The sequence below is a fragment of the Thauera sp. SWB20 genome, from assembly GCF_000831325.1.
In the GTDB taxonomy this organism is placed as follows: Bacteria; Pseudomonadota; Gammaproteobacteria; order Burkholderiales; family Rhodocyclaceae; genus Thauera; species Thauera aminoaromatica.
In genome coordinates this window covers 54,144-79,238 of record NZ_JTDM01000009.1, presented here as the reverse complement: position 1 = coordinate 79,238, position 25,095 = coordinate 54,144, and the positions used below count along the sequence as shown (strand labels likewise).

22 protein-coding genes and 1 pseudogene are annotated in these 25,095 nt (G+C 69.9%); 12 read left to right on the top strand and 11 right to left on the bottom strand.

The window, feature by feature from the left end; genetic code table 11:
• Positions 1 to 4: 4 nt before the first annotated feature.
• Positions 5 to 391, bottom strand: a complete 387-nt coding sequence (locus PO78_RS01445; RefSeq protein WP_004325598.1) for a hypothetical protein — start codon at positions 389 to 391, stop codon at positions 5 to 7.
• A gap of 193 nt (positions 392 to 584) precedes the next feature.
• On the opposite strand from PO78_RS01445, the gene PO78_RS01440 reads away from it, so the two are divergent.
• The 4 genes from PO78_RS01440 to PO78_RS01425 are packed head-to-tail and all read left to right on the top strand — an operon-like array spanning position 585 to position 4,486.
• Positions 585 to 1,262: an ABC transporter ATP-binding protein gene (locus PO78_RS01440; protein WP_004325596.1), complete on the top strand. Its 678-nt coding sequence runs from the start codon at positions 585 to 587 to the stop codon at positions 1,260 to 1,262.
• Positions 1,256 to 2,056, top strand: a complete 801-nt coding sequence (locus tag PO78_RS01435) for an ABC transporter permease (RefSeq protein ID WP_004325594.1) — start codon at positions 1,256 to 1,258, stop codon at positions 2,054 to 2,056. The genes PO78_RS01440 and PO78_RS01435 overlap by 7 nt, the downstream gene beginning before the upstream one ends.
• A 13-nt stretch (positions 2,057 to 2,069) precedes the next feature.
• Positions 2,070 to 3,413: a polysaccharide pyruvyl transferase family protein gene (locus tag PO78_RS01430; RefSeq protein ID WP_012584281.1), complete on the top strand. Its 1,344-nt coding sequence runs from the start codon at positions 2,070 to 2,072 to the stop codon at positions 3,411 to 3,413.
• The gene (locus PO78_RS01425) at positions 3,410 to 4,486 is read left to right on the top strand and encodes an alkene reductase (protein WP_004316096.1); all 1,077 of its coding nucleotides are present in this window, start codon (positions 3,410 to 3,412) and stop codon (positions 4,484 to 4,486) included. The genes PO78_RS01430 and PO78_RS01425 overlap by 4 nt, the downstream gene beginning before the upstream one ends.
• A 39-nt stretch (positions 4,487 to 4,525) precedes the next feature.
• Here PO78_RS01425 and PO78_RS01420 read toward each other — a convergent pair whose 3' ends face one another.
• Positions 4,526 to 5,584: an AbrB family transcriptional regulator gene (locus tag PO78_RS01420; RefSeq protein ID WP_004316095.1), complete on the bottom strand. Its 1,059-nt coding sequence runs from the start codon at positions 5,582 to 5,584 to the stop codon at positions 4,526 to 4,528.
• A gap of 125 nt (positions 5,585 to 5,709) precedes the next feature.
• Complete coding sequence (locus PO78_RS01415; protein ID WP_043741630.1) at positions 5,710 to 6,819, bottom strand: ABC transporter substrate-binding protein; 1,110 nt, start codon at positions 6,817 to 6,819, stop codon at positions 5,710 to 5,712.
• 144 nt (positions 6,820 to 6,963) lie between these two features.
• On the opposite strand from PO78_RS01415, the gene PO78_RS01410 reads away from it, so the two are divergent.
• The 4 genes from PO78_RS01410 to PO78_RS01395 all read left to right on the top strand — a co-directional run bounded on the left by PO78_RS01410 (position 6,964) and on the right by PO78_RS01395 (position 10,915).
• On the top strand, positions 6,964 to 7,653 hold the full coding sequence (locus PO78_RS01410; RefSeq protein WP_043741627.1) for a response regulator: 690 nt from the start codon (positions 6,964 to 6,966) through the stop codon (positions 7,651 to 7,653).
• A 1-nt stretch (position 7,654) separates the two neighbouring features.
• Complete coding sequence (locus tag PO78_RS01405; RefSeq protein WP_012584278.1) at positions 7,655 to 9,145, top strand: sensor histidine kinase; 1,491 nt, start codon at positions 7,655 to 7,657, stop codon at positions 9,143 to 9,145.
• Between the two features lie 122 nt (positions 9,146 to 9,267).
• A complete protein-coding gene (locus PO78_RS01400) occupies positions 9,268 to 10,311 on the top strand; it encodes a porin (protein WP_012584277.1) in 1,044 nt (347 codons plus the stop codon).
• A 187-nt stretch (positions 10,312 to 10,498) separates the two neighbouring features.
• Positions 10,499 to 10,915, top strand: coding sequence for an acyl-CoA thioesterase (locus PO78_RS01395; protein ID WP_004316083.1), 417 nt, complete (start codon positions 10,499 to 10,501; stop codon positions 10,913 to 10,915).
• Positions 10,916 to 11,053: 138 nt separating this feature from the next.
• Here PO78_RS01395 and PO78_RS01390 read toward each other — a convergent pair whose 3' ends face one another.
• The 7 genes from PO78_RS01390 to PO78_RS01360 all read right to left on the bottom strand — a co-directional run bounded on the left by PO78_RS01390 (position 11,054) and on the right by PO78_RS01360 (position 18,682).
• Entirely contained in the window at positions 11,054 to 12,556 is a 1,503-nt protein-coding gene (locus PO78_RS01390) for a tripartite tricarboxylate transporter permease (RefSeq protein ID WP_012584276.1), read from the bottom strand.
• Positions 12,557 to 12,559: 3 nt separating this feature from the next.
• Positions 12,560 to 13,003 (bottom strand): tripartite tricarboxylate transporter TctB family protein, encoded by a 444-nt coding sequence (locus PO78_RS01385; protein ID WP_004316079.1) that lies wholly within the window; start codon positions 13,001 to 13,003, stop codon positions 12,560 to 12,562.
• A gap of 77 nt (positions 13,004 to 13,080) precedes the next feature.
• Positions 13,081 to 14,061 carry a Bug family tripartite tricarboxylate transporter substrate binding protein gene (locus PO78_RS01380; protein WP_012584275.1) on the bottom strand — a complete coding sequence of 327 codons (981 nt, stop codon included), beginning with the start codon at positions 14,059 to 14,061 and terminating at the stop codon, positions 13,081 to 13,083.
• A 138-nt stretch (positions 14,062 to 14,199) separates the two neighbouring features.
• Entirely contained in the window at positions 14,200 to 15,150 is a 951-nt protein-coding gene (locus tag PO78_RS01375; protein WP_043741623.1) for an AEC family transporter, read from the bottom strand.
• The gene (locus tag PO78_RS01370; protein WP_004316073.1) at positions 15,150 to 16,085 is read right to left on the bottom strand and encodes an AEC family transporter; all 936 of its coding nucleotides are present in this window, start codon (positions 16,083 to 16,085) and stop codon (positions 15,150 to 15,152) included. Before PO78_RS01370 ends, PO78_RS01375 begins: the two co-directional genes overlap by 1 nt.
• A 184-nt stretch (positions 16,086 to 16,269) precedes the next feature.
• Positions 16,270 to 17,415 carry a glycerate kinase gene (locus PO78_RS01365; RefSeq protein ID WP_043741618.1) on the bottom strand — a complete coding sequence of 382 codons (1,146 nt, stop codon included), beginning with the start codon at positions 17,413 to 17,415 and terminating at the stop codon, positions 16,270 to 16,272.
• A gap of 112 nt (positions 17,416 to 17,527) precedes the next feature.
• On the bottom strand, positions 17,528 to 18,682 hold the full coding sequence (locus PO78_RS01360) for a sugar diacid recognition domain-containing protein (RefSeq protein ID WP_043741615.1): 1,155 nt from the start codon (positions 18,680 to 18,682) through the stop codon (positions 17,528 to 17,530).
• Positions 18,683 to 18,819: 137 nt separating this feature from the next.
• Between PO78_RS01360 and PO78_RS01355 the strand changes: the two genes are divergently transcribed.
• The 3 genes from PO78_RS01355 to PO78_RS01345 all read left to right on the top strand — a co-directional run bounded on the left by PO78_RS01355 (position 18,820) and on the right by PO78_RS01345 (position 22,401).
• Entirely contained in the window at positions 18,820 to 20,202 is a 1,383-nt protein-coding gene (locus PO78_RS01355; RefSeq protein ID WP_043741612.1) for a class II fumarate hydratase, read from the top strand.
• A gap of 236 nt (positions 20,203 to 20,438) precedes the next feature.
• Positions 20,439 to 20,657 carry a glycine zipper 2TM domain-containing protein gene (locus PO78_RS01350; protein WP_012584270.1) on the top strand — a complete coding sequence of 73 codons (219 nt, stop codon included), beginning with the start codon at positions 20,439 to 20,441 and terminating at the stop codon, positions 20,655 to 20,657.
• A gap of 136 nt (positions 20,658 to 20,793) precedes the next feature.
• Positions 20,794 to 22,401 carry a peptide chain release factor 3 gene (locus PO78_RS01345; protein WP_004311843.1) on the top strand — a complete coding sequence of 536 codons (1,608 nt, stop codon included), beginning with the start codon at positions 20,794 to 20,796 and terminating at the stop codon, positions 22,399 to 22,401.
• A gap of 60 nt (positions 22,402 to 22,461) precedes the next feature.
• On the opposite strand, the gene PO78_RS01340 is transcribed toward PO78_RS01345, so the two are convergent.
• Positions 22,462 to 23,352: a LysR substrate-binding domain-containing protein gene (locus tag PO78_RS01340; protein ID WP_012584269.1), complete on the bottom strand. Its 891-nt coding sequence runs from the start codon at positions 23,350 to 23,352 to the stop codon at positions 22,462 to 22,464.
• A 196-nt stretch (positions 23,353 to 23,548) separates the two neighbouring features.
• Here PO78_RS01340 and PO78_RS01335 point away from each other — a divergent pair.
• Positions 23,549 to 25,017: pseudogene (locus PO78_RS01335) on the top strand (MFS transporter).
• Positions 25,018 to 25,095: the final 78 nt, after the last annotated feature.

The window sequence follows — 25,095 nt, the reverse complement described above, 5'->3', positions numbered from 1 at the left end:
GGCGTCACGACGGGGTGCGGCCGCCGGGGCCGTCCCTGCGCGGATCCTCCTCGATCTCCACCTCGCGGATCACCTCGCCCTCGATGATCAGCCCGCGATTGCCAGCGGCGGGACCGTAGCCGCCCGCACGAGCACCGCCTGCGGCCGCCTGCGCGTCCATCTGCGCCCGCATCGCCTTGCGCAGGGCACGCGTCTTCCACCACACCCAGCCCCAGATCGCCACGCCGGCGGTCAGCAGCACCGCGAAGAAGGCGACCGAGAAGGTCAGCGCGAGCATGAAGACGCCCGCCATGACCACCGCGCCCACCACCTTCTGCAGCAGCGTGGGCGGCTTGGCGGCCGGCCCGCCGAGGGTCTGGAAGATGCCGGAGAATCGGGGATCCCTGTACATGAGTCGGTCCTGTCGGGCGGCGCGGACCGTCCGCGCCGCATGCGGGGGTGTGAGCCCCTGGCGGAAAAAAGATTCCATGCAGGCGAAGATGTGCATGGATTGCTTACACATTCTCGCCCAATCGGAGCGCGCTTGCCGAGCGCGGCGAGCCACCCGCATTGAAAACCCCGCCCGGACACGCGAACATCCGTCCATGCCCGCCCTCGCCCTGCACCAGCTCCGCACCCGCCACATCGGCCCGGTCGATCTCGACGTCGCCGCCGGCGAATGTGTCTGCATCCGCGGCGCCTCGGGCAGCGGCAAGTCCCTGCTGCTGCGCGCGATCGCCGATCTCGACCCGCACGCGGGCGAGGCCCTGCTGGATGGGCGCGCGTGCTCGTCCATGCCGGGCCCGGCCTGGCGGCGCCGGGTGGCGCTGGTGATGGCCGAGGGCCAGTGGTGGGCCGATACCGTCGGCGAGCACTTTCCCGCCGGCTGCACGCCCGCCTGGCTGGACCGCGTGGGCCTGCCCGCCGGGGCGCTCGACTGGCAGGTGGCGCGCTGCTCCACGGGCGAGCGCCAGCGCCTGGCGCTGCTGCGCACGCTGATGCAGGGGCCGGCGGTGCTGCTGCTCGACGAACCCACCGGCAACCTCGACGAGGACAGCACCGCGCGCGTCGAGGCCGTGCTCGACGACTACCGGCGCGAGCACGCCGCCGCGCTGCTGTGGGTCAGCCACGACCCGCGCCAGGCCGCACGGGTGGCGCGGCGCCGCTTCCTGCTCGAGGACGGCAAGCTGGTGGAGGAAGAGGAAGGCGGGAAGGCGGCCGCGGACAAAGGAAAGGCTGCAGGCGCGGACAGGCCCCCCGACACCGAGGGCGCGGCATGGTGATGGAGCTCTCGGTCCTCGACCTTGCGCTCGCCGCGCTGCTGATCCTGGCGCTGGCCGGGCTGTCGCTGCGCCTGGGCCTGGGCATCGAGCAGCGCCTGGTGGTGGCGGCCGCGCGCACCACGATCCAGTTGCTGCTGATCGGTCTGGTGCTGAAGCTGCTGTTCGACAACGCGCACTTCCTGTGGGTGGCGGCGATGGCCGCGGTGATGATCACCGCCGCCGGGCGCGAGGTGATGGCGCGGCAGAAGCGCCGCTTCGTCGGGTGGTGGGGCTTCGGCCTGGGCACGCTGTCGATGTTCGTGTCCTCCTTCACCGTCAGCGTGCTGGCGCTGCTGGTGGTGATCGGCAACACGCCGTGGTATGCGCCCCAGTACGCGATCCCGCTGCTCGGCATGGTGCTCGGCAACACCATGAACGGCATCGCCCTCGGGCTGGACCGCCTGACCCAGGAGGCGAGCGCGCGGCGCATGGTGCTCGAGACCCGGCTCGCCCTCGGCCAGAACTGGAACGAGACCATCGCCGACACCCGGCGCGAGGCGATCCGCGTCGGCATGATCCCGATCATCAACGCCATGGCCGCCGCCGGCATCGTCAGCCTGCCCGGCATGATGACCGGCCAGATCCTCGCCGGCACCGCGCCGGTGGAGGCGGTGAAATACCAGATCCTGGTGATGTTCCTGATCGCCGGTGGCACCGGCTTCGGTACCGTGGTGGCGGTGAGCCTGGGCGCGCGCCGGCTCTTCGACGAGCGCCAGCGCCTGCGCCTCGACCGCCTGCGCACCGGCGCGGATTGAGGCAGGGGGGGCGATGAACGGGCCCGGCGCGCGCACCGCGACATCCCTCCGCCCCCTCTCGCCCGCGCAGGCGGCGGCCGGCGCCACGCCCCGGGTCGGGCAGCCCTCGCCGCTGATCCTGTTCGGTGCCTTCGACCGCCACAACCTCGGCGACCTGCTGCTCGGCCGCATCGCAGCGGAACTGGCCGCGCGCCTCCTGCCCGGACGGGAGCTGCGCTTCGCCGGCCTCGCCGTGCGCGATCTGCGTGCGGACGGCGGTGCCCGCGTGGAAGCGCTCGCCGAACTCGCCGCGGAATGGAAGCCGCCCCGTCGCGACACGCCCCCGCCGGGGCTGCTGCAGGTGGGTGGCGAGATCCTCGACTGCAGCGCCTGGGAGGCGGCAGTGATGCTGCTCGACAACGCCGGCGCCGCACGCGCGATCGCGCTATACGACCACGACCCCGCCGCGCGCGCGGCCTGGGCACGGCACGCGCTCGGGGTTCCGCGTGGTCTGCCCTACCTCGCTGCGCATGCCGCGCTGCCGCCCGGCACGCGCAGCGTGCACACCGGCATCGGCGGGGTCGGCTTCGCGGCCCTGCCCGCGGCGCTGCGTGCCGAGGCGCTTGCCGAGCTGCGCGCGGCCGCAGGGGTGCAGGTGCGCGACCGCTGCACCCGCGACGCCCTCGCCGCCGCGGGCCTCGACGCGGCGCTGGTCCCCGACCCCGCGGTGCTGGTCGAACGCCTGCTCGGCGCCGAGGTGGCGCACCACGCCGCGACGGGCGAGGTCGCGGCGCTGCGGGCACGCTTCGCGCGAGGCTACGTGGCGGTGCAGCTCGCGGCAGAGTTCGGCGACGACGCCACCCTCGCCACGCTCGCGGGCGAGCTTGCGGCGATCCAGCGCGAGCGCGACCTGGGCATCGTGCTGTTCTGCGCCGGGCGTGCGCCCTGGCACGACGACCCCGACGTACTGCAGCGCCTGCGCCGCCGCCTGCCCGATCCGGAGGCGGCCGTCATCGCCGCCTCCCCCCACGTCATGGATCTGTGCGCGTTGATCGCCAACGCCGCGCTATGCTGCGCGAGCAGCCTGCACGCACGCATCGTCGCCGACGCCTTCGCGCGTCCCGCGATCGGCCTCCTTCCAGGCGGGGCACCGCAGGCCGCGAAGCTGCGCGCCTGGCTCGACACCTGGCACCCGCCACGACGCCATCACCTGGCTGCGTCGGGGAACCTCCGCGCGCTCGCGCGCTCCGTGCTGGACGAAGCGCCCGCCGAGCGCAAGGCGCAGGCCGTGCGTCTCGCCGACCTCGCCGAGACGGCGGCGCGCGCAGCCTTCGCCCGACTTTTCGATCCGATCGACCCCGAGGACAAGACCCCATGACCGATCTCTTCACCCCGCTGCAGGCGGGCGATCTCGCCCTGCCCAACCGCGTCCTGATGGCCCCGCTCACGCGCTGCCGCGCCGAGGACGGCCACGTGCCCGGCGCGCTGATGGCCACCCACTACGCCCAGCGCGCCAGCGCCGGCCTGCTGATCGCCGAGGCGACGATGGCGATGGAGGGCAACTCCGCCTTCTGGCACGAGCCCGGCATCCACTCCGAGGCCCAGGTCGCAGGCTGGAAGAAGGTCACCGACGCGGTGCATGCCGCCGGCGGGCGCATCGTATTGCAGATCTGGCACGGCGGCCGCGCCTGCCACCCGCTGCTCAACGACGGCCGCCAGCCGGTTGCGCCCAGCGCGCTCGCGATCACCGGCGACGAGGTGCACACGCCCCAGGGCAAGCAGCCCTACGTCGTGCCGCGCGAACTGCGCGACGACGAGCTGCCGGACATCGTCGCCGGCTTCGCGCGCGCCGCCGAGAACGCCCGTGCCGCCGGCTTCGACGGCGTGGAAGTGCACGGCGCCAACGGCTACCTGCTCGACGAGTTCCTGCGCGACGGCAGCAACCAGCGCGGCGGTCCCTACGGCGGACCGCGCGAGAACCGCGCCCGCCTGCTCTTCGAGGTGCTCGACGCGGTGTGCAAGGTGTGGGGCGGCGGCCGCGTCGGCGTGCGCCTGTCGCCGCTCAACAGCTACAACGACATGATCGACAGCGACCCGATCGGGTTGGCAAGCTGGCTCGCCGGCTGCCTGAACGACTGGCGGCTCGCTTACCTGCACCTGATGCGCGGCGATTTCTTCGGCCAGCAGCACGGCGACGTGGTGACACCGGTGCGCGCTGCCTACCGTGGCGTGCTGATCGGCAACATGGGCTACTCGGCGGACGAAGCGAACGCCGCGATCGCCGCCGGCAAGCTCGACGCGGTCGCCTTCGGCACCGCCTTCCTCGCCAACCCCGACCTGCCCGAACGCATCCGCCGCAAGGCCGCGCTCAATGCGCCCGATCCGGCGACCTTCTACACCCCCGGGCCGAAGGGATACACCGATTACCCGACGCTGGCGGACGGCGCCTGATCCCGCGCCGGTACGCCCGCGCGGGCGTACCGGCGCCGCTCAGACGGCCACCAGGCGGCGGAAGATGCCGAAGCTCCACTGCGCACCCACGGTCAACACCACCACGCGCAACACATGGCACACGGTGACCAGGGGTACGCCCAGCTGCAGCACCTTGGCGGTGATGCACATCTCCGACACTCCGCCGGGAGCGGTCGCCAGCGCCAGCGTCGACAGCGGCACCTCCGCGACCAGGCCGAGCAGGGTCGCGAGGGCGAACGCAAGCACGATCGACATCGCCCCGGTGAGCGCCGCGACGCTCATGAAGCGTGGCGCGGCGCGGAAGAAGGCACGCGAGAAGCGACAGCCGAGGGCACAGCCGATCAGCAGCTGACCGCCATTGACGACCCAGGGCGGCAGCGCCGACAGCGGCACGCCGGCCAGCGTCGCCAGCGCCACACCGAGCAGCGGCCCGAGCACCCACGCATTGGCGATGCGCAGCAGCTTGAACGCCCCCACCCCGAGCAGGCTCGCGCCCACCAGCAGCGGGAAGTGCTGCGCGTCCACATCCCGCGCCAGGGGCACGTAGACGTCGCTGCCCTGCACCCCGGCGAAGGTGAGCGCGAAGGGCAGCACCGACACCACCATCATGACCCGGATGGCGTGCGCCGCGGCGATGCGGTCCACCGCACCGCCGTGGCGATCGGCGAGGTTGGCCATCTCCGAGGCCCCGCCCGGCAGGGCGGCGAAGAACGCGGTCGGCGCATCCACGCCCCCCAGCCGCAGCAGAATGAAGGCGTAGGCCATGCCGAGCACCAGCGAGCCCAGCGCGGCCGCGATCACCAGCGGCGCATGCAGGCTCAGTTGCGCCACCACCTCCGGACTGAAGTACAGCCCGAGCGCGGCGCCGATCGCCCATTGTCCCGTCTGCCGTCCACCGGGGAGCGGGCGCAGGTCCCGGTCGGCCATGCGTGCGCCGGCCACGGCGAACAGCGGGCCGATCATCCACGGCAGCGGCAGGTGCAGGCGTTCGGCCAGCCAGCCGGCGAGCGTGGCGAGCGCGAGCGTGGGAAGGATCTGGCGCCAGGCGGCGAGACGGAGCGTGGAGAGGGCGGACATCGGCAGGAGATCGGCGAGAGATCGGGACGAAACGGAGAAAGGGCCGCTGGGGACGCACCGCGATCCGGGACCACGCTGCGCGGCGGTGGGGGAGAGGGCCGGGGATCCGGTCGGCCGGGCGGGCCTCACTCGGAAGCCGGCCGCGTCGCCGCATCCCACTGGCGCAGGAAGGCCTGCTTCTTGGCCTGGTCCTGGTAGGCGAGCAGCCCGGAGCCGATGCGGATCGGGCGGAAGGCATGCTGCAGGTTGTGGTGGAGCAGCGCGGCAGCGCTGTCCGCGCCCGCGGTGCCGGCGTCGGTGCGCACCGGCAGCAGGCCGAGGTTGGCGGCGAGCAGGGCCTGGCCGCGGGTCGACAGCAGATGGTCGAGCCAAAGCCGCGCCGCCGCTGGATGACGGGCAGCGCGGGCGATGAAGGCGACCCGGCTCAGCACCAGGGTGTAGTCCTGTGGCAGCGCAACCCCGAGCGCCGGGTCGCTGCGCGCACGCCGGTGCACGTACGAGCCGAGCACGTTGTAGGCGAGCACCAGCTTTCCGGCGGCGACGCGGTCGAGCATCTCGCTGCTCACCGCATGCTGCTCCAGGCCTTGCCGGCCCATGCCGCGCGCGAGCTGCCAGAACACGATCGGGTTGGCCTGCGCGTCCTGGGTGTGCAACAGCAGGCCGAGGCCGGAGCGCTCGGGGTCGTAGGTGGCGATGCGCCCGCGCAGCTGCGCCGGGTCGCGATCGAGCAGGCGGATCAGCTCGGCATGGCTGTCGGGGACGTCGGCCTCGTCGAGCAGGCGCTTGTTATAGACGATCACCGCCGGCTCGTAGGTGGTGCCGAAGGCCTCGTCCTTCCACACCGCCCAGCGCGGCAGCGCAGCGGTCTCGGCGGAGCGGTGCGGCTGGGCGTGGCCGTCATTGACCAACTTGACCTGCAGGTCCATCGCCGAGCTCCACATCACGTCGGCACCGGGCACTCCGCGCCGGGCCTCGTCGACCACGCGCGCATGGAGCTGCGCCGAGTGCATGTCGTGGTACTGCACCCGGACACCGGGATGCAGGGCCTCGAAATCGTCGATGACCGGCTTCACCACCTCGAGGTCGGTCGCCGCATAGACGACCACCACGCCCTCCAGGCGAGCCTGATCGAAGCGGTCGGCGATCTGCTCGGCCCGCGCCGTCGCGGTCGCCGTGGCCAGCGCCGCGAGCGCCAGCACCGTCCTCACCCAGGCCCGCGCTCCCCTGCTCCTCATCCTCCCCTCCTCCTTGTGCTGCGGATGCATCCGGTTCCGCACCGTGACGCGGGCGATGGCCCGCATGCGCCGCCTTGGACGCACCCCGGCTTTGCGCCGATAATCCCGCACACGCCTTTCGATTCACTTTCAGCGGGAACACCGATGCGCCTGTTGCTGGTCGAGGACCACGCCGAACTCGCCGAATGGGTGGCGCGCTCGCTCCGGCACGCCGGTTTCGTGCTGGATGTGCTCAATCGTGGCGACCACGCCGACCAGGCCTTGCGCACCGAACGCTACGACCTGGTGATCCTCGACCTGTCGCTGCCCGGGCTGGACGGCCTCGAGGTGCTGCGCCGCCTGCGCAGCCGCGAGAGCGGCCCCGACAAGCCGGCACCCACGCCCGTCATGGTGCTCACCGCGCGCGGCAGCACCGAGGAGCGGGTGCACGGGCTCAACCTCGGCGCCGACGATTATCTGCCCAAACCCTTCGAGCTCGCCGAACTCGAGGCACGCATCAAGGCGCTGCTGCGCCACGCCGGCAACCAGGTGCCGCTGGTGCGCCTGGGACGGCTCGAGTTCGACACCACCACCCGCATGGCGGCGGTCGACGGCCAGGCGCTGGCGCTGACCCCGCGCGAGCTGGCCGTTCTGGAAGCGCTGCTGGCCCGGGTCGGCCGCCCGGTCGCCCGCGAGGCCCTGTTCGAGAAGGTGTTCGAGTTCGATGCCGACGCACGCGTGGAGGCGATCGAGATCTACGTCTCGCGCCTGCGCAAGAAGCTCGAAGGCGCGGGCGTGGCGATCAACACGCTGCGCGGGCTCGGCTACCTGCTCGCCGAGAAGCCGGCAGCCTGACATGGACGGCACCTCCGGGTCCAGACCGGCAAACCCGGGCACGGACGATCGCGAGCACGGCGCGGCTGCCAGGGCGGTAGCTGCGCCCGGACACGGCGGCAGCCTGCGTCAGCGCGTGCTCGTCTGGCTGCTGCCGCCCCTGGCCGTGCTGCTGCTGATCAACGCCTTCTTCACCCATCGCAGCGCGCTCGACGCGGTGAACCAGGCCTACGACCGCACGCTCACCGCCTCGGTGCGCGCGATTGGCGAACGCACCCACTCGCTCGGCGGCCAGATCCAGGTGGACATCCCCTACGCCGCCTTCGAAGGCTTCGAGGCCGATGCCGCCGAGCGCATCTTCCATGCCGTGTTCGACCCTGCCGGCGGGCTGGTCACCGGTTATGCCGACCTGCGCCCACCGGAGCTGCCGGCAGACGACGGCGGCGTGCGCATCTTCGACCTGCCCTATGCCGGCGAGACGGTGCGCCTGGCGGCGATGCGCAAGCGTCTCTACGACCCCGCGCTGCGCGGCGGCGACGCGGTGCTGATCGTGTTCGCCGAGACCACCGGTGCACGCCGGGCGCTGGCACGCGACCTGTTCGTCGCCAGCCTGCAGCGCCAGTCGCTGCTGGTCGCGGTGGGGGCGATCCTGGTGCTGGCCGCGCTCGGCACCGCCTTCCGCCCCCTGCTGCGCGTGCGCGACCACATGCGCGCGCGCGACGAGGAGGATCTCACCCCGGTGCGCATGGAACGCGTGCCGAGCGAGATCGCGCCGCTGATCGACGCGATCAACCACCACATGGAACGCCTTTCGGCAATGCTCGCCGCGCGCCGGCGCTTCCTCGCCGACGCCGCCCACCAGATCCGCACCCCGCTCGCGGTGCTCACCACGCAGGCCGAATACGGGCTGCGTCAGACCGACCCCGAGGAGATGCTGGCGACCTTCGCCAGCCTGCTGCGCAGCACCCGCGCGGCGCGCCGGCTGGCCAACCAGATGCTGACCCTGTCGCGCGCCGAAGCGGTCAACGGCCTGATCGGCGAACGCGCCGCGCTCGACCTCGCCGGCCTGGTGAAGGAGGTGGCGATGGAACTCGCCCCGCTCGCGCTGAAGCGCGACATCGACCTCGCCTACGAGGGCATCGGACACGCCCTGACGATGCAGGGCAACGCCCCGATGCTGCGCGAGATGGTCTCCAACCTGATCGACAATGCCATCCGCTACAGCCCGCCCGGCTCGGCGGTGACCGTCGCCGTCGCCGCCTTCGGCGAGGACGCGGTGGTGAGCGTCTGCGACCAGGGACCCGGCATCCCCACCGCCGAGCGCGAGCGCGTGTTCCAGCGCTTCTACCGCATCCTCGGCCAGGGCGACAGCGAAGGCAGCGGGCTGGGGCTGGCGATCGTGCGCGAGATCGCGCTCGCCCACGGCGGACGGGTGACGCTGCGCGACGGTGCCGGCGGCCGCGGGCTGTGCGTGGAGGTCGAACTTCCGCTCGGCAGCACGCCAAGCGCCTGAACGTCGCTCTTCTCCTCGTCTCCGGATCGCGCTGAAAGCCGATCGAAAGGCGTCGGCGCTGCAATGCGCGCCACGCGCCCGATCCATCCGGCGCGCACATCCGAACGATCGAGGAGACTCCCATGCAACGCCTTTCCGCGCCGGCCCTGGTGGCCGCCGCCCTCGCCCTGCCATCGCTCGCGCTGGCCCAATCGAACGTCACCCTCTACGGCCTGATCGACCTCAACCTCGGCTACGAGAAATCCGGCTCGCAGCGCTACGAGGGCATCGGCCACGGCGAGCTCAACGGCTCGCGGCTCGGCTTCCGCGGCACGGAGGATCTCGGCAACGGCAACAAGGCCCTGTTCGTGCTCGAGAGCGGCTTCGACCCCTCGACCGGCGTGGCCGAGCAAGGCGGGCGGCTGTTCGGCCGCCAATCCTTCGTCGGCCTGGAAAACGGCCTCGGCCGCGTGACCCTGGGCCGCCAGTATTCCCCGGCCTTCGACGCGCTCGATCCCTTCGACGCCACGGGCAACGCCGACCGCAGCGCCGGCCTGCTGATCCGCAAGGCGGGCGCGGTCAAGCCCGCCTACGAGACGCGCTTCGACAACATGATCAAGGTCCGCTCGGCGAAACTCGCCGGCTTCGAGCTCGAGGGCGGCTACTGGTTCGGCAAGGAGAGCGGAACCGACTCGACCGCGCGCCAGGAGGGCGACGGCCATGGCATCGCGATGCTCTACGCCAACGGCGCGCTCGCCGGCTCCCTGGTCACGCAGACCGTGCAGCGCGACGCCAGCGGCGGCAAGGTGCGCACCGACGGCTTCGCCCTGTCCTACGACTTCGGCATCGTGAAGCCCTATTTCGCCTGGTCGCAGGACAAGGAGCGCGGCAGCGTGGGCAACGGCAAGGCGCGCAGCTGGGACCTCAGCGCGGAGATCCGCCTCGATCCGGCGAACACGGTGGCGATCAGCTACGCCGACCGCGACGAATCCGACGGCGCCGCGAGCGAGGACGCCAGCGGCTGGTCGGCCTACTACCTGCACGCGCTGTCCAAGCGCACCACGCTGTACGCCGGCTACTCGCAGCTCGACAACGAGGTCGGCGCCAACTACGCGATCGGCAACCTGACGCCGGCCGCCGGCGACAAGCACCAGGTGATGATGGCGGGCATGCGCCACCGCTTCTGATCCATCCGCCAGGGCGACGCTTTCACGCAGGGCAGGTGCACGCGGAAATCTTCCGCTGCACCTGCCTTTTGCGTCGACGCGCGGCCTTCTGCGCTACGGTGCACGGCGACCTCGACCGCAGCCGCCTTGCGCTGCGGCTGTCTCCGTTTCCTGTCTCCATTCCCTTTCCCTATCAGCGAGCCCTGCCATGAACCCGCATGAGACCCCCTCCCAACCCCGCGGCGAACCCGCCATCCGCACCATCGCCATGCCGGCCGACGCCAACCCCGCCGGCGACATCTTCGGCGGCTGGCTGATGGCCCAGATGGACCTCGCCGCCGGCAACGTCGCCGCCCGCCGCGCCCGCAGCCGCTGCGCGACGGTCTCGGTGGACCGCATCACCTTCCTGCGCCCGGTGTATATCGGCGACGAGGTCAGCCTGTACGCCGACATCGTGCGCGTCGGACGCAGCTCGATGACCATCCAGGTCGAGGCCTGGCGCCGCTCGCGCGACGGCGAGGAACAGGTCAAGGTCACCGACGCGAGCTTCGTCTTCGTCGCCCTCGACCAGGGCGGCCGGCCGCGGGTGATCGACCCCGTGTCCGGCCCGCAGGCGGAGCACTGAGCGCGCACCCTCCGGCACAAAAAAAGAGCGCCCTTGGGGCGCTCTTCGAAAGGCGGCGGGCCGGGAGGGGCCCGCCGCGCTCGCGGATTCCGGTCATCGGAGGATGAATCCCGGAATCCCGGAAGGTGATCTTCGCGCTCAGGCGGTCACCGCCTTGCGCTGCTCCATCATGCGCATCAGGCGCGGGCCGAGCAGCATCGCCGCCGCCGCCACCCACAGGCCGATCGAGATCGGGCTGGCGAACAGCACGCCGACGTCGCCATCGCTGATCGACAGGGCGCGGCGCAGGTTCTGCTCCATCATGTCGCCGAGCACGAAGCCGAGGATGAAGGGCGCGATCGGGAAATTCATCACCCGCAGCAGGTAGCCGACGCCACCGATCAGGGTGCCGAGGATGAGGTCGAAGGTCGTGCCATGCACCGCATACACGCCCACCAGCGAGATCGCCGCCACGCCCGGCACCAGCAGCCAGTTGGGGATCGAGAGGAACTTCACGAACACGCGGATCAGCGGGATGTTGAGCACCAGCAGCATCACGTTGGCGATGAAGAGCGAGGCGATGAGGCCCCACACGATCACCGGCTGGTCCTGGAACAGGGTGGGCCCCGGCGTGATGTTGTACAGCGTGAGCGCGCCGATCATCACCGCGGTGGTGCCCGAGCCCGGCACGCCCAGGGTCAGCATCGGCACCAGCGAGCCGTTGGCCGAGGCGTTGTTGGCCGCCTCCGGCGCGGCCACGCCGCGGATGTCACCGTTGCCGAACTGGTGGTCCTTGCCCGCCATGCGGCGCTCCATCGCGTAGCACATCGCCGAGGCGATGGTGGCGCCGGCACCCGGCAGCACGCCGATGAAGAAGCCGGAGAAGGCCGAGCGCAGCATCGTCCACTTCGCCAGCATCAGCTCCTTCATGTTGAACAGGATGCGGCCGGTGATGGTGATCGGCTCGCTCGCGGTGTGCTCGTTCTGCAGCATCAGCATCAGCTCGCTGACCGCGAACAGGCCGATCACGATGACGATGAAGGGGATGCCGTCCTGCAGGTGCAGCATGTCGAAGGTGTAGCGATAGACGCCGCTGTTGGCGTCGATGCCCACGGTCGACAGCAGCAGGCCGATCAGGCAGGCGGTCATCGCCTTGGGCAGCGAGTCGCCGACCAGGCCGCCGAGGCAGGACAGCGCCAGCACCATCAGCGCGAAGTACTCCGCCGGGCCGAAGGCAATCGCCCACTCGGCGAGCAGCGGCGCGAAGGCTACGATGCCGATGGTGGCGAGCAGCGCGCCGGTGAAGGAAGCGAGCGCCGACATCGACAGCGCGGGGCCGGCGAGGCCCTTCTTCGCCATCGGGTAGCCGTCGAGCGTGGTCATCACCGCGCCGGCGTCGCCGGGCACGTTGATCAGGATGGCGGAGATCCGGCCGCCATACTCGCAACCCGCATACACCGCGCACAGCAGGATCAGCGCGGACTCGGGCGGCAGCTTCATCGCGAACGCGATCGGCAGCAGGATGGCGACGCCGTTGATCGGGCCAAGGCCGGGCAGCAGGCCGACCACGGTGCCGATGAAGCAGCCGATCAGCGCGATCATCAGGTTTTCCGGCGTACCGGCGACGGCGAAGCCGTCCATCAGAAGCGACAAGGTTTCCATGGTTTACCCCAGGATGCCGTTCAGCCACAGCCCGGTGGGCAATGCGACGTCGAGCAGACGGTCGAAGAAGAAGAACATGCCCACGCCCAGACCGATGCCGCCGACGACGCCCTGCTTCCAGCTGCCGCCGAAGAAGCGCGCCACCGGGACGGTCATCAGCGCGGTCGCGATCGTGAAGCCGAGCTTGTCGAAGAGCAGGGCATAGGCAAGCACGATCAGGAACAGCAGGCCGATGCGCTTGAGCACCGGGGGCGGTGCCCACACCGTCTCGCTCGTCTTCTCCAGCATCAGCGCGATCGCGCACAGGCCGAGCAGGAACAGCACCAGCAGCGGGAAAGCGCGCGGCCCCACCGGCTCGTAGGACATCGGCGCCTGCAGGTCCCAGCCGATCCAGATGCCGGCCAGGCTCACCAGCAGCAGCACGCCGCCGAAGATTCTTTCACTCATGGTCGAACTCCCGTGTGCCGCCTGCTGCGGTGCCCCCTCGGGCGCCGCAGCAGGCGGGCAGGGTTTGCGGAGGAGGATTACTGCGCGGTGAGGCCGAGCTCGACGGCGAGCTTCCTGAAGCGCTGCACTTCCTGCTTCACGTACTCGGTCGCCGCCGCGCCGGTGCGGGCGAAGGGGAACAGGCCGCGCTCGGCGCGCAGCTTGTCGAACTCCGGCGAGGCCAGCATCTTGTCGAAGGTCGCCACCCACCAGGCGTAGTCCGCGTCGGCGACCTTGGGACCGACGTAGTAGCCGCGGGCGATGGTCCAGTCGACCTTGTAGCCCTGCTCGATCGCGGTCGGGATCGCCGCCAGCTCGCCCGGCAGGCGCTCGGGAGCGAGCACCGCGAGCACGCGCACGCGGCCGCCCTTCAGGTGCGCCGCCACCTCGGAGGCGTCGCCCGAGTAAACCTGCACATGGCCGCCCATCAGCGCGGTCATCGCCTCGCCACCGCCCTCGAAGGCGACGTAGCGCATCGACTTGGGATCCACGCCCGCCTCGCGCGCGACCAGGGCCGACTTCATCCAGTCCTGGCTGCCGACCGAACCGCCCGCGCCGTACACCACCTTGCCCGGGTTGGCGCGGGTGGCCTCGATCAGGTCCTTGAGGCTCTGGAAGGGCGAGTCCGCGCGCACGATGATCGCGCCGTAGTCGGCACCCACCGCGGCGACCCACTTCACGTCATCCTCGGTGTACTTGCCGAACTTGCCGATCGCCAGGTTCAGGAAGGAGCCGCCGGAGAAGGCCACCACCGTGCCGGCCTCGGCCGGGCGGTTGGCGATCACGGTGTTGTAGGCCACCGCGCCGATGCCGCCGGGCATGTAGGTGACGCGCATCGGCGCCTCGAGGTAGCCGTTCTGCAGCGCGCTCTGCACGAGCTTGCAGGTGAGGTCGAAGCCGCCGCCGGGCTTGGCGGGCGCGATGCATTCGGGCTTCTCGGGGGCGGCATGGACGACACCGGCGGCGAGCGTGGCAAGCACCGCGGTGGCGGCGGCGAACAGGGTCTTCTTGAGCAGCATGGCGATCTCCTCCATATCGGAATATGTTCGCTGCGCGGCGGACACGTGCCGCCTCGCAGGGTGAGGCGGACGATACGGAGGAGGGCTTTCGAATGCCTTTCAGTGAAGCCGCTCGGCAGAAGTGCCGGGCAAGCAGGATCACATCAGCCCGACACCACGCAGGAGCGAGACGCCGACGCTGGTGGTGAAGAGCGAGCCGAGCGTGGTCAGCACGATGATGTTGGCGGCCAGCGTGGCGTTGCCGCCCATCGCCCGCACCATCGAATAGCTCGCCGCCGCCGAAGGCGAGGACGCCATCAGCATCAGCACGCCGAGTTCCATGGCGCGGAATCCCGCCGCCCATGCGCCGAGCGTGAACACGAGCGGCATCGCCACCAGCTTGCCGAAGGTGGCCAGCGCGGTGTTGCCGGCTTCGCTGCGCAGGCTGCGGAAATCCAGCGTGGCGCCGGTGCACAGCAGCGCGAGCGGCAGCGTCATGTCGGCGATGTAGCCGGCCGACTTCATCGCCACCGCCGGCAGCGGGAGGGCGAAGGCCGACACCGGCAGCGCGAGCAGGATGCCGAGGATCAGCGGATTGGTGGCGATGCCGCGCAGGACCTTGCCCGGGCCCTGGCTGCGGTGCAGCGAACGGCTGAGCGTGATCACGCCGAGGATGTTCACCAGGATGGTGAGCACGCCGACGTAGAGCGAGGCCATCGCCAGCCCCGCCTCGCCGTAGGCGTTGCCGCAGTAGGCCAGGCCGACCACGCCGAAATTGGAGCGGAAGGCGCCCTGCACCACCACGCCGCGGTCGCGCTCGGGCTGCACGACGAAGCTCGCCACCCACTCCATCAGCAGCCAGATCGCCACCGTCGCCGCCAGGCCATACACCAGCATGCCGGCGCTCGCCGAGTCCTCCAGGCGCGTGCGCGCGATGTTGACGAAGAGCATGGTCGGCAGGCCGACCACGAACACCAGCCGCGAGCCCGCCGCGATGAAGCCCTCGGTGATCAGCCCGACCCGACGCAGCAGCACGCCGAGGCCGAGCAGCGTGAAGATCGGCCCGGTGACCCCGAGGGAGAAGTCGAGCAGTTCGAGGAATACGGACATCAGGGCCGCAACACGAAGAGCAGCACAGACAGCGTGCCCACCGACACCAGGGTCGACAGGAACACCGCCGAGGCCACGGTGGACTGGCAGGCGCCGTAGCGCTGCGCGAACAGATAGGGCGTGATGCCCGCCGGCAGCGCCGCCAGCAGCACGCCGGTGGCCACCCACAGCGGCGGCACGGCGAACACCTGGGTGGCGAGCAGCCACACGATCGCCGGATGCACCACCGCCTTCAGCGCCACCAGCAGCGCCGGCTCGCGCAGGTTGCCGCCCAAGCTGTAGCGCGTCAGCGAGGCGCCGAGCGCGAACAGCGCGCACGGCGTCGCCGCGCTGCCCAGGCCCTTCGCGACGGCGTCGAGCGGACCGGGGATGTCGATGCCGAGCAGCGCGAACGCCAGCCCGCAGGACAGGCCCCAGATGATCGGCGTGCCGAGCACGCTCTTCGTGAGCTTGAGCAACATCGGCCCCAGCCCCTCGCGCGCGCCCTGCGCGGCCTCGATCAGCGCGGTGGTGGGCGGCAGCATCAGCAGGCTGTGGCAGGCGATCATCACGAACAGCGGCAGCGCCGCCGGCGGGCCGTAAGCGGTCATCACCAGCGGAATGCCGAGCATCCCGGTGTTGGAGAAGCCCGCCCCCAGCCCGAGCACCGCCTGCTCGCCGAGCCGGCGCCCGAACAGCACCCGCCCGCCCAGCATCGCCAGCGCATACACCCCGAAGGCGCCGATGTAGTAGGACAGCAGATAGCCCCAGGGCATCGCGTCGGGCAGCTCGGCCTGCGCGATCGCGCGGAACAGCATCAAGGGCAGCGCGAAGTTGAACACGAACACGGACAGCCCGCGGTTGGCCGCCTCGTCGAACACGCCGGAGCGCGCCGCGACGTAGCCGAGGCCAAGCGTGCCGAAGACCGGCAGGATGATGCCGAAGATGATGTCCATACAGGCCTTCGTGCGGGGCGCGCGACGGACGCGCTGGAAGGATCGGGCGGCTCTCGGGAGCCAGATGCGAACCCGCATGATGCCCGCACACCGTGGCACCGTGCAGTCGTAGCAACACGGATGAGGGCGTTCGCCCGCCTGCACCGCCCCGGCCTGCGTCCGGCCTCGAGTGGAGACTACCGGATCAGCGTCGCGCCAGCCCGATGCGCAGCACCGCCGCCACGTTGCGCGCGGTCAGTTCGACGTTGGCCGCGGCATCGTGCAAGGCCTCGTCCAGCGTGCAGGGCTTGGCCAGCACGCTGAACACCGCGTCGATGCCGTGCGCGTGCACCACGCCGACGTCCGCGCCGAGCGAGCCGGCGATGCCGATCACCGGAATGCCGTGGCGCTTGGCGACGCGGGCAACGCCGATCGGGGTCTTGCCATGCACGGTCTGGAAGTCGATGCGGCCCTCGCCGGTGATCACCAGGTCGGCGTCGCGCACGTGGGCGTCCAGCCCCACGGCGGCGGTGACGATCTCGATGCCCGGTTTCAGCGCGGCGCCGAAGAAGGCCAGCATCGCCGCGCCCATGCCGCCGGCCGCACCGGCGCCCGCTACCGCCTCGACCGCGACGCCGAGGTCGCGCTCGACGATGCGGGCGAAGCGGGCGAGATTGGCATCGAGCGCCTGCACCATCTCGACGCTCGCACCCTTCTGCGGGCCGAACACCGCCGAGGCGCCGCGTGGCCCGGTGAGCGGGTTGTCCACATCGCAGGCGACCTCGATGCGGCATTGCGCCAGGCGCGGATCGAGCGCGGAGACGTCGATGCGCTCGAGGGCGGCGAGCGCACCGCCGCCGGGGCCGAGCTCGCCGCCCTGCGCGTCGAGCAGGCGGGCGCCGAGCGCCTGCACCATGCCGGCGCCGCCGTCGTTGGTGGCGCTGCCGCCGATGCCGAGAATGAAGCGGCGCGCACCGGCGTCGAGCGCGGCACGGATCAGCTCGCCGGTGCCGCGCGAGCTGGTGACGAGCGGGTTGCGCCGGTCCGGCGGCACCAGCGCCAGGCCGCTGGCGGCCGCCATCTCGATCACCGCGGTCGCGCCGTCGCCGGTGAGGCCGTAGAAGGCCTCGACGGGCTCGCCAAGCGGACCACTCACCGTGACGATCTCCTTGCGGCCACCGGTGGCGGCGACCATGGCGTCGACCGTGCCCTCGCCGCCGTCGGCCACCGGCACCAGCACGTACTCCGCGACGGGGAAGACCTGGCGGAAGCCGGCCGCGATCGCCTGCGCGACCTCCAGCGCGGACAGGCTCTCCTTGTAGGAATCGGGGGCGATGACGATCTTCTTCATGGGCAGGGTCTCCGGTCGCTGCGGGTCGAATGCCCGCTGCAGAGGAGCTTAGTCCCTGGGAGCCGACAATCAATCGTCGGATATCACAAAAAAATAAACTTTAATTGACAGTTTATTGTGGAATTTCCCTATTTTCCGCGACATCCAGTTCGAGGCCGATGAACAGCAGCAGGCAGTCGTTCAGACGGGCGAGATCCAGCCCGGTGATCTCGCCGATGCGGCGCAGGCGGTACTCGAGGGTGTTGCGGTGCACGTGGAGCGCGCCGGCACTCGGCGCCGCCTTCATGTCGTGCGCGAACCACGCCGCCAGCGTGCGGCGCAACTGGCCGTCGCGGTCTTGCTGCGCGAGGCGCCGCAACGGGCGACGCAGCTCGTCGGCCCGCCAGCCCTCGCCCAGGCCTGCGAGCAGCACCGGCAGGGTGAGTTCGTCGTAGCAGTGGATCGCCGCCTGCGGGCGATGGCGTCGCCCGGCCTGCAGCGTGGCGCGCGCGGACTGCCAGGAACGAGCCAGGCCATCGTCGCCACCGAAACGGCCACCGAGGGCAAGACATGGCTGCCCGCTGCCCTCGCCGCCCAGGCGTCCGTGCAGGGCCTGGAGGCGACTACGCAGATCTGGTTCCGCCGCCGGCAAGGGCATCAGCACGGCAAGCTCGCGCAACGTCACCGGCGCGCAGGCAAGGCCGGGCTCCTGCTCGGCGAGCAGCCGGCGCAGGCGCTGCTGCGCGGCGAGGACGGCATCGGCCGCCAGCGATGCGTCGGCGATCTCGATCAGCAAGGCGACGCAGGGTCGGGCGAGATCGACGCCGAGCCGGCTTGCCCAGTCGTCCAGCCCGGCGCCCGGCGGGGAGACGCCGATCAGCTGCAGCACCAGCTCCTCGCGCAGGCGCTGGTCGCGCGCGAGCATCTGCATCCACTGCGCCTGCTCGAGCATGGTCTCGGCCGCGAGACGGACCAGCTCGGCCTGCTGGCGGACCGCGTCGGGTTCGCCGCTCAGGCCCACCACGCCCACCACCCGGCCTTCCGCGCGCAGGGGCAGGTTGATGCCCGGCCGGGTGTCTTGCAGGCGCTGCGCGACCGCCGCGTCCACCTCCACCGCCCGCCCCTGCGCCAGCACCAGCAGCGCACCCTCGTGGCGGCTGCCGATGCGCGCGCGATCGCCGCTGGCGATGATCAGGCCGCGCTCGTCCATCACATTGACGTTGGTGCGCAGGATCTGCATCGCGCGATCGACGATGGACTGGGCGAGCGAGGCATCGAGCAGGAACATGGCGGTGCACCGGTGGCGGATTGGACATACACCGGCCACATGCTGCCGCGCGGCGTGCTGCGGAACAAGCGCGGCACCGATGGCGTCCGACGACGTAAGAACGGAGTTTTCCGTCTGCCCGCCCGTGGAGGCTGAACATGACCCGCAGCGAAACCGACAGCCTCGGCCCGATCGAAGTCCCTGCCGAAGCCTATTGGGGTGCCCAGACCCAGCGCTCGCTGCACCACTTCGCCATCGGCGAGGAGCGCATGCCGCTCGCCATCGTGCATGCGCTCGCGCTGATCAAGAAGGCCGCTGCGCGCGTGCACGCCCGCAGCGGCGAACTGCCCGCAGAAGTCGCCCGCCTGATCGAACAGGCGGCCGACGAGATCCTCGCCGGACGCCACGATGCGCAGTTTCCGCTCGTGGTGTGGCAGACCGGCAGCGGCACGCAGACCAACATGAACGTCAACGAGGTCGTCGCCGGGCGCGCCAACGAACTCGCCGGGCAGGGCCGCGGCGGCAAGGCACCGGTGCATCCGAACGACCACGTCAATCGCGCGCAGAGCTCGAACGACTGTTTCCCGACCGCGATGCACATCGCCGCCGCGCGCGCGGTGCACGACGAGCTGCTGCCCGCGATCACCGAGCTGTCGAACGGGCTGGCCATCCAGGCCGAACGCCATGCCGGGGTGCTCAAGACCGGACGCACGCACCTCATGGACGCCACGCCGATCACCTTCGGCCAGGAACTGTCGGCCTTCGTCGCCCAGTTGAACACCGCCGCGCATGCCATCCGCGCCGCGCTGCCCGCGGTGTGCGAGCTCGCCCAGGGCGGCACTGCGGTAGGCACCGGCTTGAACGCACCACCGGGTTTCGGCGTGGAAATCACCGCCGAACTGGCGGCGCTGACCGGCCTGCCCCTGGTCAGTGCGCCCGACAAGTTCGCCGCGCTCGCCGGCCACGAACCGCTGGTGGCCTTGTCGGGCGCGCTGAAGACGCTCGCGGTGGCGCTGATGAAGCTCGCCAACGACCTGCGCCTGCTCGGCTCGGGCCCGCGCGCCGGCCTCGCCGAGCTGAAGCTGCCGGCCAACGAGCCGGGCAGCTCGATCATGCCCGGCAAGGTCAACCCGACGCAGTGCGAGGCCTTGTCGATGATCGCCTGCCAGGTGCTCGGCAACGATGCCACGATCGCCTTCGCCGCCAGCCAGGGACATCTGCAGCTCAACGTGTTCAAGCCGGTCATCGCCTACAACCTGCTGCAGTCGATCCGCCTGCTCGCCGACGGTTGCCGCAACTTCCAGCGCCATTGCGTGGCCGGCCTGGAGGCGGACCGCGCGCGCATGTCCGAGCACCTCGAGCGCAGCCTGATGCTGGTCACCGCGCTCAACCCGCACATCGGCTACGACAAGGCCGCGCAGATCGCCAAGAAGGCCTGGGCGGAAGGCACCACGCTGCGTACCGCGGCGCTTGCGCTAGGCTTCACCAGCGCGGAGGAGTTCGATGCCTGGGTGCGCCCGCAGGACATGCTCGGCAGGTGAGACCTGCATCCGGATGTGATCGACGCGACCGCCCCGCAGGCCTGCAGGCGGCGCACCGGCGCGCCGGAAAGGCCGGAAATCGGCGCTTGCCGCGCTGCCGCATGAACCGGGAAGTCCGAAACAAGTCGAAACTTCGCGACCGGATCCCTGCGTCGGATGCGCACTCATACTGCACACCCGCGACGGCGCGGCAATGTCTCTGTGTTCCGCGCACCGACCATCACAAGGAGGCCATCATGAAGATCCGTACCCTCGTCCCCGCCCTGCTTCTCGCCGCCGCCACCACCGGCTGCGCGACCTGGGACAACATGTCCTCGCGCGAGAAAAGCGCGGCCACCGGCGCCGCGGTCGGCGGCGTGGCCGGTGCCGTGATCACCGACGGCGGCATCCTCGGCACCGTGGGCGGTGCCGCGATCGGTGGTGTCATCGGCGACCAGGTCGGCAAGAAGAAGTAAGCCCGCGTCGCCGCAGGGTGCCGCCGCGGGTGCGTCCCGCGGCGCGGCATCCCCCTGATTGCTTGGTAGAATCCCGCTCGTCCCGCCGCGCCCGACCCCGGGCGGGCGGTTTTTGCTTTCCTGCCGACGAGCCCCGATGACCACCACCCCCTTCCCGCCCGAACTGCTGCGCGACGTCGAGAAGCGCCGCACCTTCGCCATCATCTCCCACCCCGACGCGGGCAAGACCACGCTCACCGAAAAGCTGCTGCTGTTCGGCGGCGCGATCCAGCTCGCCGGCACGGTGAAGGCGAGGAAGTCGGCCCGCCACGCCACCTCGGACTGGATGGAAGTCGAGAAGCAGCGCGGCATCTCGGTGACCAGCTCGGTCATGCAGTTCGAGTACCAGGGCCACACCATCAACCTGCTCGACACCCCGGGCCACGAGGACTTCTCGGAAGACACCTACCGCGTGCTGACCGCGGTCGACGCCGCGGTGATGGTGATCGACGCCGCCAAGGGCGTGGAAGCGCAGACGATCAAGCTGCTCGAGGTCTGCCGCCTGCGCAACACGCCGATCATCACCTTCGTCAACAAGCTCGACCGCGAGGTGCGCGAACCCTTCGAGCTGCTCGCCGAGATCGAGGATGTGCTCAAGATCACCTGCGCGCCGGTGACCTGGCCGCTGGGCATGGGCAAGGCCTTCCGCGGCGTGTATCACCTGCTGCAGCACCAGGTGCTGACCTTCACTCCGGGCGAGGAGCGCCGCAGCGACGGCGAGATCATCAAGGGTCTCGACAACCCCGAGCTCGACAAGCGCTTCCCGATGGAGGTCGGCCAGTTGCGCGAGGACGTCGAGCTGATCGACGGCGCCTCCCCGCCCTTCGACCTCGACGACTTCCTCGCCGGCAAGCAGAGCCCGGTGTTCTTCGGCTCGGGCATCAACAACTTCGGCGTGCAGGAGATCCTGCAGTCGCTGATCGACTGGGCGCCGCCGCCGCAGGCGCGCGATGGCGGCAGCCGCATGGTGCAGCCGGCCGAGCCCGCGTTCACCGGCTTCGTGTTCAAGATCCAGGCCAACATGGACCCGAAGCACCGCGACCGCATCGCCTTCTTCCGCATCTGCTCCGGCCGCTACAGCGCCGGCATGAAGGTGCGCCACGTGCGCGCCGGGCGCGAGATGAAGCTGGCCAACGTGCTCACCTTCATGGCCAACGAGCGCGTGATCATGGAGGACGGCGTCGCCGGCGACATCGTCGGCATCCACAACCATGGCCAGCTGCAGATCGGCGACACCCTGACCGAAGGCGAGAACCTCGGCTTCAAGGGCATTCCCTACTTCTCGCCCGAAATGTTCCGCGCCGCCCGCCTGCGCGATCCGCTCAAGTCCAAGCAGCTGCAGAAGGGCCTGCAGGAGCTCGGCGAGGAAGGCGCGATCCAGGTCTTCGAGCTCGAGGGCGGCCAGATGCTGCTCGGCGCGGTCGGCGTGCTGCAGTTCGAGATCGTCGCCCAGCGCCTGAAGGACGAGTACAAGGTCGATGCGATCTTCGAACCGGCCGACATCCACACCGCACGCTGGCTCACCTTCCCCGATGACGTCACCCGGCGCAACTTCGAGCGCGAACAGGCGCTGCGCCTGGGCAAGGACATCGACGGCAACCCGGTGTATCTGGCCACCAGTCGCTACAACCTGGCAGTGACCGCGGAGAAGTGGCCCAAGGTGACCTTCCACGCCACGCGCGAGCATGGGGAAGTGCTGGGCTGAGCGAGGCAACCGAGCATCGCTGCCATTCATCGCGCAGCCCAGGCCGGGCTGCGTCCCCGCTCAGGTGCTCAGATAACGCGAAAACAGGGTCGCCATCGGTTTGGCTGCAGTCGACAGCGGCAAGGCGCGCAGGCGCAGCAGGCCGAAACACATCGGCGGCGGCATGGGCGTCACGTCGATGCGCTGCAGGCCATAGCCGACGAACTTGTCGTCGAACAGACGGCCCGGACCGATGCCGATGCAGTCCGTGCGCTGCATGAGCTCGAGCATGAGCAGGGTCGATGAACAGTGGATCACGTGCCTGGGCGTCGGCAGGCCCTGCTGCTCCATCCAGCTCATCAAGGCACGTCCGAGACTGCCGGGGCTCAGGTTCATCACGAACTTGGCGTCGCGGAGTTCCGCCCAGGTCGTGGCTGCGGCCAGTGGGTGGCCTTCCCGTCCTTCCAGCACGGCATTGGCGGGTCCGAGCGGCTCGAAGATGACTTCGTAGGGCAGCTCGGCGGGATCGGCGACCGCGATCGCAAAGTCGAGGCGCCCCTCGATCAGGTCGGGCAGAACCTGGCTCAGCAAGCCTTCGGTCAGGTGCACCTCGGCGTCCGGACACAATTTTTCGTACTCGCGCAACACGCGCGGCAGGGCTACGGCCCCCGCCATGGGCGTGACGGCGAGGACCACGCGTGCGCCTGCACCGCCCCGCAGCAGGCGGATTTCCCTCGCCGCCTTGTCGAGAATCGACAGCGCCAGCCGTGCATGGCTGAGCAGCATGCTGCCCGCCGGGGTGAACTCGATGCCCTTGTAGCTGCGGGTCATGAGTTCCTCACCCACGTCTTCTTCCAGTTCGCGCAGCGACTTGGTCAGGGCGCTCTGGCTCAGGTGCATCGAACGGGCCGCTGCACGAATCGAACTGCATTCCGCGACCTGCACCAGCGCTCGAAGTTGATGCTCTTTCATCGGTTTCGTTCGGAATGCTTTGGATTCCGTCCAAACAATCGACTGAGTCTTATTGCCGGAATCATAAGCCGATAAACCGTCCGGGGTGATTCCAAACGGTCTTCACGACAGTCAATGAAATGCCTTTTGCCGCTCGAGCGAATGACTAACATGGCCGCGTGAATTCCATCCAGAGCCCTTCATTCAGGAGATCGACATGACAGCCGTCGTGGGTACACCAAGCACTGCCTACCAAGGCAATGACAAGCTGCTGTATGGCATCATCTTAGGCGTCATCACATTCTGGCTTTTTGCACAGACGGTCCTCAACATTGCGCCGGACATGCAAAAGGACCTCGGTCTCGATGCCAGCATGATGAACAATGCGGTGGCCATCACCGCACTCTTTTCCGGCATCTTCATCGTCGTCATCGGCGGGCTTGCAGACCGTATCGGCCGCGTGAAGACCGTTCAGATCGGCTTCCTGCTCAGCATCGTCGGTTCCCTGCTGATCGCCCTCGCCCCCACCGGCAGCCTGGCGACCACCTTCCTGCTGGTAGGTCGTGCCCTGCAGGGGGTTTCGGCAGCCTGCATCATGCCAGCCAGTCTCGCGCTGGTGAAGACGTACTGGGACGGTCCGGCCCGTCAGCGCGCGGTGAGCCTGTGGTCCATCGGCTCCTGGGGGGGTCGGGTGTCTGTTCGCTGTTCGGCGGCCTGGTCGCGGAGAACCTCGGCTGGCGTTACATCTTCTTCGCCTCGATCGTCGTCGCCGTGATCGGCATGCTGATGGTCAAGGGCACACCGGAAAGCAAGGCCGAAACCAAAGGCGCCTACAAGTTCGACCTGCCGGGCGTGCTGACCTTCATGATCAGCATGGTGGCCCTGCAGATCGTCGTCACTCAAGGCAACAAGATGGGCTGGACCAGCCCACTGATCATGGGTCTGATCGCCGTCGTGGTGATCTTCGGCACCCTGTTCTTCCGTATCGAAAACACCAGCGGCCAGCCCTTCGTCGATTTCAAGCTGTTCCAGAACCCGACCTATACCGGCGCCACCCTGTCCAACTTCCTGCTCAACGGTGTGGCCGGCACCCTGCTGGTTTCGCTGCAACTGGTTCAACTGGGCGGCAACATGACGGCGCAGCAAGCCGGTGGCCTGACCCTGGGTTATGCGATCGCAATCATCGCCTTCATCCGTGTCGGTGAAAAGCTGCTGCAACGCTTCGGCGCCCGCAAGCCGATGATCTGGGGTTGCCTGATCGTGGGCGTGTCGATCGTGATGCTGTCCCCGGCCAACCTGCTGCTCGAGGACTACAACACCCTCGCCATCATCGGCTACACCCTGTTCGGGGTCGGTCTGGCCTTCTACGCCACGCCTTCGACCGACGCCGCGCTGTCCGCGCTACCGGCCGCCCAGGCCGGTTCGGGCGCGGGCATCTACAAGATGGCTTCCTCGCTGGGCGCCGCCTTCGGTGTGGCGATCTCCGCTGCGATCTTCACCGCGCTCAGTGCCAACCCCGAGAGCATCGCCTGGCTCGAAGGCGTGATCACCTTCGCCGGACGCCAGGACAACCTGGCCGTGCGCGAGGCAGCGATCATCGCGCTGATGTTCAACGTCTTCATGGTGGTGGTGGCGATCATGTCGATCATGCTCACCGTGCCGAAGTTCGTCGGCAAGAAGAACTGACCCGCTTCCAGGGCAAACCCTCTCCGCGCCGTGCGCAGTGGATTCCAGCATGGCGCGTGCGCACAGTCAGCCCGGGCC